Below are 12,166 nucleotides of genomic sequence, written 5' to 3'. Positions count from 1 at the left end.
TTCGTTAGGCAGTTGTGAGGAAAAATCATGGACCGAGGCATTCCCTGGGTGCTTGGCTTTTGAATTTGTCGCGCAAAACCCATATGAGAAACCAAAGCGCCACGGCGACTGCCCTATCCATACGGTGATCTCGCGTGATTCCCTTCTCTGTTCTTGATCTGTCGCCCATCATCGCCGGCGGCGATGCCGGCCTCGCTTTCCGAAACAGCCTGGACCTGGCGCAACACGCCGAGCGCTGGGGCTACAAGCGCTACTGGTTGGCCGAGCATCACAACATGCCCGGCATCGCCAGCGCGGCAACATCCGTTGTCATCGCTCATGTCGCAGCCGGCACCCGCACCATCCGTGTCGGTTCCGGCGGCATCATGCTGCCCAACCATGCGCCGCTGATGATCGCCGAGCAGTTCGGCACCCTGGAGTCACTCTACCCCGGTCGCATCGACCTGGGCCTCGGACGTGCGCCGGGTACCGACATGCGCACCGCCCAGGCCCTGCGCCGCTATCTGGCCGGGGCCGATCGCTTCCCGCAGGATGTCATCGAGTTGCAGGCCTACTTCGCGCCGGCCGAACCTGGACAACCGGTCCGGGCGGTGCCGGGCGCCGGGCTTGACATCCCGATCTGGATCCTGGGATCGAGCCTGTTCGGCGCCCAGCTGGCGGCGGTACTGGGCCTGCCCTTCGCTTTCGCATCGCATTTCGCGCCTGACCATCTTCTCGACGCGCTGGAAATCTATCGGCGGGAGTTCAAGCCATCGGAAAACCTCGCACGACCCTACGCCATGGCGGGGATTGCCGTGGTCGCTGCCGACACCGATACCGAGGCGCAATGTTTGTTCACGTCGCTGCAGCAGCAATTCATCAATCTGCGCCGGGGTACCCCCGGCCCGCTACAGCCGCCGGTCGACAGCATGGAGGGACGCTGGTCGCCGGCAGAAAAGGCCACCGTGTTCCACGCCATGCGGCGCGCTCAGGTCGGATCGCCCGAAACCGTGCGCCGCGGCATCGAAGCGTTCATCGCCGAGACCGGGGTCGATGAAATCATGATGGCGGGCCAGATCTTCGATCACCCGGCGCGACTGCGCTCTTTCGAGATCGTGTCGCAGATCCATGCGGCGATGGCGAAGGACGAAAAAGCCGCGTCGGCAGCATGATTGGGGCGGATTCCGGTACAATGGAATCATACTCCTGGGAGCGCGGGCGTCTCGCCCGCAAAGGCGAAGACAAAGCTGTCGCCTGACATGATATGAGCGGGCGAGACGCCCGCGCTCCCAGGGTCAGTCGACGATCGCGGCCTGGACCATGGTACGGAACTGGTTGCGCAGCATGATGCGATCGCCATCGTTCACCTGCACCAGGTAGATCGCGATCAGATCCTCCTTCGGATCGATCCAGAACAAGGTGCCGGCGTTGCCGGCCCAGCCGTATTCGCCAATCGAGCCCGGCAGGCTGGCCGCGCCGGCGACACGGCGGACCTCGACGCCCAGGCCGAACCCCAGGCCAGGTGGGCGACCGGGAATGCCGGTAGCGTGATCGGCAGTCATGAATTCGACCGTCTTGCGCCCCAGCAGGCGGGTTCCGTCGAGCTCACCGCCGTTGGCCAATACCAGGGCAAAGCGCAGATAGTCAGCCATCGTCGAGGTCAACCCACCGCCGCCCGACTCGAAGCGTGGCGCTTGCGCGACATCGAAGCGCCGTGTCATCGGGGGGCTACCCGGACGCTGCCACGGCTGTGCCACGCGCGCGAGCTTGTCGGCGGGTACATGGAACGCCGTATCGACCATGCCGAGCGGTTGGAAGATGCGCTCCTGCAGGAACGCGCCCAACGGCTTGCCCGAGACGACCTCGACGACACGCCCCAGCACGTCGGTCGAAACCCCATATTCCCAGCGCATGCCCGGCGAGAAGCGCAACGGCAAACGCGACAAACGCGACACAAATTCCTCGCTGGTGGCATTGCGATCGCCGATCTTGGCGTCGACGTAAGCCGCGTTGATCAGCGAACTGCCCCGCGTGCCATAGATCAGGCCTGACGTATGCCGCAACAGATCCTGCACGGTCATCGGCCGCGTCGGCTCCACAAGCTCGAGCACGGTCTTGCCTGCTGCGTCGGTCTTCTCGGTGCCGACCTTCATGTTGCCGATTTCAGGCAGGAACTGCGCCACCGGATCGCTGATCTGCATCCGGCCTTCTTCGACCAGCATCATCGCCGCGACGCTGACGATGGGTTTGGTCATCGAATAGATGCGGAAGATCGCATCCGGCCGCATGGCGTCGCCCGCGCCGCGATCCCGATACCCCATGGTCTGCGACCACGCGATCTTGCCCTGGCGGGCAACCAGCATCACGGCACCCGGCACCAGGCCGGCCTCGATGTGCTGGCGCGTGACAGCCTCGACCCGTGCCAACTGGCTCGACGACAGGCCGACGTCCTCAGGTCTGTCTACGACCGGAAGCGGCATCTGCGCGTGGGCCGGCATTGCGCCGAGCACGACGGCCAGCAGCCACACAGTCTGGATCCGCCGCAGATACCCCATGATCGCCTCCGGATCGCGGCGCCTTCAGGGCCGCCGATGCGGTACACTATCTCTTGAACAGACCCTCCCAACAACAATCAGGTGACTGTCATGGACGAAATGAAATCGCTGCGCGAGCAGATCAAATCCGTACAGGCGGCTTGCCGCACCGCACGTGCCGAGGGCGGCAAGCACTGGGAGGTGCTGACCGCGCTGATCTCCGTGGTGAACTCATTGATGGACGCCCATCAACGCCAGGAGGACAAATTGCGCGCACTGGAGGCGGCACTGCGTGAGCAACAGTCGCGCGTGTGATCAGTGCCCGGTGCCTATCCCAGCGACGGCACCGCTGGCTACGAGCCGGGCGATCTCCTCGCTGCTGTAGCCGTGCTCGCGCAGGACGGCATCGGTATGCTGGCCGCTCACCGGCGCCGTGGCCGTCGGTGCCCCATCGACCGGCATCGGCATGCCCGGCAGCGCTGGAACGGGTACCGGCTGGGGCACGCCGGGCTGATGAAGCCACTGGATCAGATCGGTTGCCGCGACCTGGGGCTGCGCCAGGAATTCGGCGTAGGAGTTCAGGCGTTCATGCATGATACGCACGGCCGCCAACCGCGGCGCCCAATGGGCACTCGGTTGAGCGGCGACAGCCGGCCTGATGATCCCGTAGAGCGCCACGTCGTTGCGCTGGCGTGCAGCAGCGTCGATGAAGCGCGGCTCGGCGGCGAGCTGCGGCATGTCGAGTACCTCGCAGAACGCCCGCCAGTCGCGGTCATTGATGGCGACGATCGACATCCAGCCGTCGGCGGTGCGGAACACGCCGCCCGGCACGCCGCCGGGCCGCATGCTGCCGCCCTCCAGATGGCACGCCATCATCCGGATCGACTGCAGCGCGGTGGCGGCCTGCATCAGGCTGACATCGATATAGCGGCCGTGCGCCTCATCGCGGCGGGCATACAGCGCCGCCGACAGGGCCTGGAAGGCGTAGAGCGCGGTCGACATATCGACGACGATCACCGGCACGCGGTGCGGAATGCCATCCTCACCGCGATTCTCGACCATCATGCCGGTATAGGCCTGCAGCACGGGATCCATCGCCGGCCGCTCGGCCAACGGCCCGGTCTGGCCAAAGCCTGAGATCGAGACATAGAGCAGCCGCGGGACACGCGCCGATACGGTTTCGTAGTCGAAGCCCAGCCGCTTGATCACACCCGGCCGGAAGCCTTCGAGGAACACATCGGCGCCATCCAGCAGACGCCGCAGGACGTCCTTGCCCGCCGGTGCCTTCAGGTCGAGGGCCACGCTGCGTTTGCCGAGGTTGCCGATGATCGAATAGGCGGTGTGATTGCCGTAGCGAACACCCAGCCCCCGCGCCCAGTCGCCATCACCGATCGATTCGACCTTGACGACATCGGCACCATACTGGGCCAGCAGCATGGCGCAGTACGGGCCGGCGATCCCCTGACTGAGGTCGACGACTTTCAGTCCGGCAAACGGCGCCGCGTAACTCACCACCACCTCCCATGCCCGTGGACGACAGGACAGTGAACGACACTCCTCTTGTCGGGCTCAAGGGCCCCACGGGATACCGGCCATGCGCCATGACGGCATCATGCTGTGGTCACCGCGTCCTGAGCCGGCTTGAAAAAATGACCCTTTTCCCGTAAGCATCCCCGCCTCGGTTCCCATCCAACCAGGGAGGGCTGCGTGAGCGCATACAATCAGCATCACCCGCGCGGTCCCTGTGCCGCCCCGCGACAGCACGTCGTGGGGCTGGCCATCGCACGGAACTGACGTCCCGACGTCTTCGTACGGCTGGTCTGTCCTGAACGGCATCTGACGCTGGCGGCGCCGCGCCTTCAGCGTGACTTCGTTTCAGCCGGACATATCAGCGAGTTGACCATGGGCTCGATCAGCCTGCGCAATGTGAGCGTGCTTGCGCCCGCCCCTCTTTTCCAGAACCTCACTCTGGTCGTCGGCGACGACGACCGCCTTGGCCTCGTTGCCGGCAACGGTGCCGGCAAGACCACCTTGCTGAAGTGCCTCGCCGGCCTGATGGAGCCGACAACCGGCGACGTCGTGCGCTCGCGCGGATTGAAGGTCGGCATCGTCGAGCAGGAGGTGCCGACCAACCTGCTGGGCCTGTCGCTCTCCGAAAGCATCCGCCGCGCATTGGCGCCGGCCGAGCGCGACAGCCAGGCCTGGCGCGTCGATCTCGTGCTCGACGAATTCGACACGCCCGCCGACATGCGCGAGCAACCGCTGCAGGCCCTGAGCGGCGGCTGGCAGCGCCTGGCGCTGATCGCACGAACATGGGTCACGGAACCCGATGCGCTGCTGCTCGACGAGCCCACGAATCACCTGGACCTGGCGAAGATCGCGCTGCTGGAGGCCTGGATCAATCATCCCCTGCGGCAGATCCCGATGGTCATCGCCAGCCACGACCGCCACCTCCTCGATGCCTGCACCACCCGCACGCTGTTCCTGCGTCCGGAGATATCGCGCAGCTACGCCCATCCTTATACGCGCGCCCGTGCGTTGCTGGCCGACGACGATGCGGCCCAGGAAGCGAAATTCGTCAAGGACAGCCGCGAAGCGGACCGGCTGCGCCAGAGCGCCAATGCCCTGAAAAACATCGGTATCAACAGCGGCAGCGACGCCTCGCAGAAAAAAGCCATGCAGATGCACAAGCGGGCCGACAGCATCGAACAGTCGCTGCGAGCCAAGCCAGTCGAAAAGTCAGGCGATATCCGTCTCGCCAATCGCGGTACGCATGCGCGGGTTCTGGTCAGGCTCGACGACATTCCCATCAGCACGCCGGACGGACGACTGCTGTTTCGCAGCGGCAAGCTCGCCATCCTGCAGCGCGATCGCATCATCGTTCTAGGCCGCAACGGTGTCGGCAAATCGCGATTCGTCGCCCTGCTGCGACAGGCGATGATGGGTCATCAGGACATACCGGGCGTATCGATCAGTCCGACGGTGGTGCCGGGCTACATCGATCAGCTGATGTCGCACCTGCCACAAGGCGACTCGCCCATGACGTTAATCGGCGATCGCTATCGGTTGGGCGATGCGCGCACGCGCAGCCTGCTGGCTGGCGCCGGTTTCGCCGTCGATCGCCAGCAGCAGCCGATCGCCAGGCTGTCGCCGGGCCAGAAAGCACGGTTGGGCCTGCTGGCGCTGCGCCTGGCCGAGCCCAACCTCTACCTCATGGATGAGCCCACCAACCACGTCGACATCCCCGGGCAGGAGCGGCTGGAGGCGGAAATCCTGGCGCACGAAGCGACCTGCGTCCTGGTCTCCCATGATCGCAGTTTCATGGCGACGCTCGGCACGCGCTTCTTGTTGATCGACGGCAACAAGATGATGGAGATCGATGCGCCCAAGTCTTTTCATCTCCTGTCGTAGGAGCATCCCCTCTCCACCCGCGCCCGCAGGCAGAGAGGGGATTGTCATCACAGGCGGGCGATCACGCGGCCCAGGCGGTCGATGGTGCGCAGCACCGTCTTCTGATCGAGGCCCGGCCATTGCACGCGCGCCATGATGTGATTGAGCGGTGTGGTTTCACCATAGCGATGAATCTGCTCGACCACCTCGGTTTCGGAGCCGATCAGGAAACGCTCGGCGGCGAACTTGTCGAAGTCCTGCTGGACAGCATCGGCCGGCGCACTGCCCCACTTCGCATAGGATTCGTACTTGAACGCCAAGGGTTCGCGCACCTCGTCGAGCGCCCTGCCGGTACCACTGCCGACATGGCATTCGCGGATGGCAGGAAACTCGGTCGCCGGCGGCAAGCCAGCGGCGGCGCGGCTGTCGCGGAAAAGCCTGCCCAGCCGACCGACGGCTTCGCGCGTCGGCATCGGCGAGGGCATCCAGGCATCGCCCAGTTCAGCCGCCCGCTTCACAGCGACCTCGACATCGCCGGCGAGCCACAGCGGCGGGCCACCAGGACGTTTCGGCGTGACACTCGCCCGCACGCCGCTCAGCCGATGGAAGCGGCCCTGATGCTCCACCGGCGCGTTGCGCCATAGCTTGCGGATCACGTCGATGCCCTCGACGAAGCGCGACACGCGCTCCTTGAAGGGAACACCGATGGAATCAAACTCCTCCTGCCGATAGCCCAATCCCAGGCCCAGCACGAAGTTACCGCCGGTCAGCCAGTCCATCGTGGCGGCCTCCTCGGCGACCACAACGGGATTGAGCATCGGCAGCAGCAACAGGCCGGGCCCTATCATCATGCCCTGCGTCTCCGCCGCGAGACGGGCCAGCAGCGGCATGGCCTGAAACATCTGCAGCGGATGCGACACGAAATGCTGTCCCACCATCAGCGATGCGAAGCCGTTGGCTTTTGCCGCTCGCGCTTGCTCAATCAGATTGGCGAGTTCGGGACCGAGGTCGGCGCCCTCACGCCACTGCGTCGCCATGTAAAGGCCGATCTTCATCGCGGCTCCTGTTCGAAAAAGTGGCGCAGTGTGCGGCGATGAAGGGCGCCCGCGCAACACGGCAGTGGCGCCACTAACCCCTTCGCTTCTCCTCACGCCACAGGTAGCCTATGGTCGACATCTCAGGGAGCGCGCGATGTGCTTCAAGTCCATGGTTCCACCGATCGGCTTGTCTTCGGCTGTCCATGATCGTGCCGCTGACGAACCCAACAGCCGCTCCGAGCAGGCTCTTGCCCATGCCCGTGGCTACCTGAGACCTGTTCGTGCCGGCACGTCGGCACGTTGGTGGCTGCGCCTGGCGATGGCTGTGAGTGCGCGCCTGACGGCAGTCAGCGCCCCACGACAAGAGGGCTATCGATCATTGAGAACAGGCGTTGCCGCGAACCGGCAGCAGCACACGCCTGCGCACGTTCGCACACCACGCCGCGTCGCCTGAAGCGCAAGCTCACATGCGTCCAGCGTAGCGTCAAGCCGCCGACTTCGGCCAGCTCATGCTGGCCGAAGCTACGCACCGCCACGTCTGCCATATCGACCGTGGCTGATCACCCGAGTGCCAGCCATACCTTGCGGGCTTGCTCGACCACCTGCCGCACGCGACCATCGATCTCTTCGTCCGTCAGCGAGCTGAGCGGGTGCGTGATGACGACGGGCTCCAGCCCGTCCATCCCCAGCGCGGCGCGCTGGACGTGTGCCTCGTGCAGAAATTCCGTAGTGACCACCACGGCCACCGGCAATCCCTGCATCTCGAGTTCAATACCGTCGTGCATACAGCACGATGTGCAGGACCCTCAGTCCCCGATCGCGGTCAGCACCAGATCGTTGTTGGCCACGATCTCGCGGATCACTCCAGGCGCCGCGACACGCGAGAAGCTTTCCTTGCGATAGTAGTTCACCGACGCGAAACGGAATTCTTCGCTCAGCTGCGTCATGCTGCGCCGCAGCAGCTTGTTGGCATTCCACTTGGTGTTGTCGAGCACGGCCAGGCGCAGTCCCTCGAGGGCCTGCGGCCGCCGCGCCGTCGGGCAGCTCTGCGCCTCCACGATACCCCGTGGGTCGTAGACGATCGGTCCGCCGATTCCTGTCATTATCAATCTCCTTTTGCTGGAATTGCGTCACACCGCGCAGGCACCGTCGACACAATCCGCAACGCCCGCCGGGGCGATACCGTCGATGGCGCGCAGCACGGGATTGGTCATATGCCCCCAGCCGGGGATAAAGGCGGAGAAGCGCCCCGCTTCACCGCCGGCCACGAACAGGTGGATATTGTCGACGCTGGGCACGATCGGGATGCGTGCCTCAAGATCGCGTTTGTACCAAGCCGGCAGGTTGCGGTTGTAGATCTTGCCGTAGCGGTGGTTGAACGCGATGTCGCCAAAGCGGATCCGCGCATAGGTCCACAGGTACGAGCGGACGTCATGGCGTTTCCAGCCGTGCTTGGCGATGGTCTGCGCGTGCTCGGGCCCCAGCACCACGGCACAATGCCCGGAGCTCACGGCATTGTTGTGCGCGATCGTGCTCATCGCCGAACAGATGCTGTCGAGAATGCCCTCCGGGTCGTTGGCGACGTGATTGGTCACGCTGTGTGGCGGCTCGGCCGCCAGCACGAACACCGTCGAGTCCTCGGCCTTGTAGCCCTTCTCGACATGGTACGGCGCCAGGGGACTCGCCTCCTCGTTTTCGGCAATGCAGTAGGTGTACTTGCCGGGGTGGCCCAAGGTGCTCTTGTCGAGATCGCCCGGCCAGCCACCGCCGACGTTCAACAGGATCAGCCGGATGGCGCGACCGATCGTGGCATTGGCGCGGTTGCCCGAACCGAAGGTGTTACAGCCGGCATTCATGCCGATCGCTGTACGGATCGGCCCGTTCACGACCAACAGCGGGCACGCCATGTGGGTGGTGGCCTGCACGCCGTTGAGGTTGAAGGCAGGGTCGGTCAGCGCCAGCATGGCGGCGCGCACGACGGGCGCGTACTGCGGCAGGCACCCTGCCATCACCATGTTGATCGCCAGCACCTCGCGGGTCAGGTTGCCCCACCGCGGCGGCACGCGGCATTCCACGAAGGCCGGATCACCACCCATGGCCTCGATGCAGGCCGCCACCTTGGCCGGCGTCGGCGGCACGACGGGCAGGCCGTCGGCGTAGCCCTGGGCGTAGTACCATTCGACCAGATCCGTGTCTGACGGCAGGTTCTGGTCGGTCTCGGGCAGGTGCCGTGCCGTGATTGCTGTCTGGGCCATGGTCGTCCATCCGTTCACGAAGGACCATGTCACCACGTCGGCACCACATATATCAATACAAGCCTGATATCGCCTATTATTGCAATGAATGCATGAATAGTGCTTCCGCCATGACGGATCGGAGGAAAAATGCCCACGGCGTTGTCCTTGCATCAGCTGCGCGCCGTGGTGGCGGTGGCGCGCTATGGCAGTTTCGTCGCCGCGGCCAGTGACCTCGCGACGTCGCAGCCGGCGCTGTCGCGCGCCATCAAGCAAGCCGAAGAGATCCTGGGTGTCGTCCTCTTTGCCCGCAGCACCCGCCACGTCGCCTTGACCGCGGCAGGCCGCGAGTTCGCGCCGGCAGCTGAGCGCATGCTGAACGAGCTGGAACTGCAGATCCAGAACGTACGCGAGCTCGCCGAGCAGCGCCGCGGGCATCTGGTCATCGCCTGCCTGATGTCGATCGCCCACAGCGTCCTGCCGGGAGTGATCGCCACCTACCGCCGCACCTATCCGCGGATCGAACTATTCGTGCGCGAGGGCGTGCAGAGCAGCGTGGCCGATGAAGTCCGCAGCGGCGCCGCCGATTTCGGCATTGGCGACATGGCCGGCGGCGAAGCCCCACTGCATGGCGAGCCGCTACAGACCGAGGCCTGCCACGTCGTGCTTCCCCGCCGCCACCGCCTGGCATCTCGAACGACGCTGCGGCTGAACGATCTCGTGGGCGAGAGCGTGATCACGATGCCTGTGGAGTCCGGGCTGCGACGGCTGATCGATGGCGCTGTGACCGGCGCCGGCGTGCGACTCACCTATGCGATCACGGTCAATCAGTTCGCGACGATCTATGAATTCATTGGCCGGGGCCTGGGCATCGCGATCGTGCCTGCCTCCGTGCTGCCGTCGCGACGCGACGCACTGCTGATCGCCCGCCCACTGCGTGAGCCGCGGATCATGCGGCAGGTCGGTATCCTCACCCGTCCCGACCGCCCTCTGTCGCCTGCCGCTACCGGTTTCCTCGCGCTCTTGCGGTCGCACTACCGTAGTGCGCCGGCGCCCAGGAGCATCGGGCACTCGTCCGCCAACTGATGCCGGGGCTATTCGCCTATTGCCATATGACGTAGTGTGCCGAAGACGCATCACGCCGAGGCGCGACGAGCCTGCGCGACATCCTTGCCCGCTTCACCGGCGCCGCGGTGCTCCCTCCCGAGCGGCCGCAGCATGTGACGCCGCAGGATCACGAAATGCCGGTCGAATCGATCCTGGCTGAGCAGGTGCGTGTGCTTTACGTCGAGGGCCAGCGCCTGATCCTGACCGGGATCGCGGCCGCATTGATCATGGTGTGGGTGCTCTGGGACCAGGTCGCGCACGGGGCTCTCTTGGGTTGGCTCGCCGCTTTCGGCGCCTATTCGCTCGTCCGCGCGATCATGACGCGCGCCTATCGCCGCCGGACGTCCGACACCGACGACTCTACCTGGATGACCCGGGTGCAGTGGGCTCTGGTCGTCGGTGGCTGTATCTGGGCCAGCGCCTGCTTCCTGTTCTATGTACCTGATCGGGTTGAGTATCAGCTCTTCCTCGTCACCATGCTGTTGGGTGCCGTGGCATCCGGCCTGGTGACGCTTGCCGTCAATTTGCCGGCATATGTCGGCTTCGTGACGCCGTTCCTCGCCGCTGCGGCGATCCGTTTCGGCATGGAGAATGACCCTCTCCACTGGGGTATCGCGCTTGCTGCAACCGTGACCTTTTTCCTCTTCGTCAACTTCGCCCGCTTCATCCAGAACTCGTTTGTCGAGTCGCTGCGGTTGCGCATGCAGCTTGCCGAACGCAATCGGCAACTCGCAGAACGCAACCGCGCCATCGAAGCAGCCAACCTCGCCAAGTCACGCTTCCTGGCCGCCGCAAGCCACGATCTGCGCCAGCCGCTGCACGCCTTGAACCTTTTTGTCGCCCAGTTGCACGACGAGCGTGATGCAGGCGAACGCAGCCGGCTGGTTGCCCGTATCGACACCGCCGTCGGTGCCATGAATGCGTTGTTCGACGCCCTGCTGGATATCTCCAAGCTTGACGCAGGCGTGCTGGCGCCGACTCTCACGGACTTCCCTGTCCACCATCTGCTCCAGAGAGTCGAGACGACATTCGCCGCAACCGCTCGCGAAAAAGAGCTGCGGCTGCGCATCGTTCCAAGCACGGTACGGATTCGCAGCGACGCCATCCTGCTCGAACGGATCCTGCTCAACCTGGTGTCCAATGCCGTGCGCTACACCATGCAGGGTGGCATCGTCATTGGTTGCCGCCGGCGCGGACCCAACGTACGCATCGATGTCTGGGACACCGGCATCGGCATTCCAGAGGATCAGCAGCGCAACATCTTCGGCGAATTCTATCAGATCTCACGCATGGAACGGGATCGCCATGCAGGACTGGGGCTTGGGCTCGCCATCGTCGAGCGGCTGTGTCACCTGCTTGACCACCCCGTCACCGTGGCATCAACGCCGGGCAAGGGTTCGCGCTTCTCCGTCCTGCTGCCGCAGGCAACAGCGCCAGCGTCGACGGCGCTTCTGGCCGATGCCACCGTGACCGTCGATCCGGTGCGCGGCAAACTCGTGGTCGTGATCGACGACGATACGCTGGTTCTTGACGGCATGCGCGGCGTCTTGCATGGCTGGGGGTGCCAAACTGTCACAGCAGAATCCGAAGAGACAGCGCTGGCCACTCTCGCCCGAGGTGGCGCACGGCCCGACCTGATCATCTCCGACTATCGCCTGGCGGATGGCAGGACAGGCTTTGACGTCGTCGAACGGCTGCGCCGTATTTACGGCACCGCGGTCCCCGCGTTTCTCATCACCGGAGACACCACGACCGAGCGAATGCACCAGGCGCACGCCGGCGACCTGTTGCTGTTGCACAAGCCGGTGACCCCGATGACCCTGCGCGCGACCGTCACCCAGCTCCTGAGACAAACAAGCTCCGCAGCCGGCTGAAGGATCGCACG

The 12,166-nt window shown here is 64.9% G+C and carries 11 protein-coding genes; 5 read left to right on the top strand and 6 right to left on the bottom strand.

The window, feature by feature from the left end; genetic code table 11:
• The first annotated feature begins 134 nt into the window (after positions 1–134).
• Entirely contained in the window at positions 135–1,151 is a 1,017-nt protein-coding gene (locus tag FQU96_RS14875) for an LLM class flavin-dependent oxidoreductase (RefSeq protein WP_146542054.1), read from the top strand.
• 123 nt (positions 1,152–1,274) lie between these two features.
• Here the strand turns inward: FQU96_RS14875 and FQU96_RS14870 are convergent, their stop codons facing one another.
• Positions 1,275–2,534, bottom strand: a complete 1,260-nt coding sequence (locus FQU96_RS14870; RefSeq protein ID WP_146542053.1) for a serine hydrolase — start codon at positions 2,532–2,534, stop codon at positions 1,275–1,277.
• Between the two features lie 90 nt (positions 2,535–2,624).
• Here FQU96_RS14870 and FQU96_RS14865 point away from each other — a divergent pair, with 90 nt between their 5' ends.
• Complete coding sequence (locus tag FQU96_RS14865) at positions 2,625–2,828, top strand: hypothetical protein (RefSeq protein WP_146542052.1); 204 nt, start codon at positions 2,625–2,627, stop codon at positions 2,826–2,828.
• Here the strand turns inward: FQU96_RS14865 and FQU96_RS14860 are convergent, their stop codons facing one another.
• Positions 2,829–4,025 (bottom strand): CaiB/BaiF CoA-transferase family protein, encoded by a 1,197-nt coding sequence (locus FQU96_RS14860; RefSeq protein ID WP_178130519.1) that lies wholly within the window; start codon positions 4,023–4,025, stop codon positions 2,829–2,831.
• A gap of 390 nt (positions 4,026–4,415) precedes the next feature.
• On the opposite strand from FQU96_RS14860, the gene FQU96_RS14855 reads away from it, so the two are divergent.
• A complete protein-coding gene (locus tag FQU96_RS14855; protein ID WP_146542050.1) occupies positions 4,416–5,924 on the top strand; it encodes an ATP-binding cassette domain-containing protein in 1,509 nt (502 codons plus the stop codon).
• Between the two features lie 47 nt (positions 5,925–5,971).
• On the opposite strand, the gene FQU96_RS14850 is transcribed toward FQU96_RS14855, so the two are convergent.
• The 3 genes from FQU96_RS14850 to FQU96_RS14840 form a co-directional block, all read right to left on the bottom strand.
• A complete protein-coding gene (locus FQU96_RS14850; protein ID WP_146542049.1) occupies positions 5,972–6,958 on the bottom strand; it encodes an LLM class flavin-dependent oxidoreductase in 987 nt (328 codons plus the stop codon).
• Positions 6,959–7,500: 542 nt separating this feature from the next.
• Entirely contained in the window at positions 7,501–8,043 is a 543-nt protein-coding gene (locus FQU96_RS43045) for a UGSC family (seleno)protein (RefSeq protein WP_146542048.1), read from the bottom strand.
• A 27-nt stretch (positions 8,044–8,070) separates the two neighbouring features.
• Entirely contained in the window at positions 8,071–9,195 is a 1,125-nt protein-coding gene (locus FQU96_RS14840) for a hypothetical protein (RefSeq protein ID WP_146542047.1), read from the bottom strand.
• Positions 9,196–9,324: 129 nt separating this feature from the next.
• Here FQU96_RS14840 and FQU96_RS14835 point away from each other — a divergent pair, with 129 nt between their 5' ends.
• Positions 9,325–10,260: a LysR family transcriptional regulator gene (locus FQU96_RS14835; protein WP_146542046.1), complete on the top strand. Its 936-nt coding sequence runs from the start codon at positions 9,325–9,327 to the stop codon at positions 10,258–10,260.
• A 50-nt stretch (positions 10,261–10,310) separates the two neighbouring features.
• Here the strand turns inward: FQU96_RS14835 and FQU96_RS42475 are convergent, their stop codons facing one another.
• Positions 10,311–10,541 (bottom strand): hypothetical protein, encoded by a 231-nt coding sequence (locus FQU96_RS42475; RefSeq protein ID WP_218574721.1) that lies wholly within the window; start codon positions 10,539–10,541, stop codon positions 10,311–10,313.
• On the opposite strand from FQU96_RS42475, the gene FQU96_RS14830 reads away from it, so the two are divergent.
• On the top strand, positions 10,509–12,155 hold the full coding sequence (locus FQU96_RS14830) for a hybrid sensor histidine kinase/response regulator (protein ID WP_218574720.1): 1,647 nt from the start codon (positions 10,509–10,511) through the stop codon (positions 12,153–12,155). The two genes, FQU96_RS42475 and FQU96_RS14830, sit on opposite strands and share 33 nt — an antisense overlap.
• The last annotated feature ends 11 nt before the right edge of the window (positions 12,156–12,166 follow it).

It is taken from the genome of Reyranella sp. CPCC 100927, from assembly GCF_007859315.1.
Lineage (GTDB): Bacteria > Pseudomonadota > Alphaproteobacteria > Reyranellales > Reyranellaceae > Vineibacter.
This window is presented reverse-complemented; position numbering and strand designations above follow the sequence as displayed.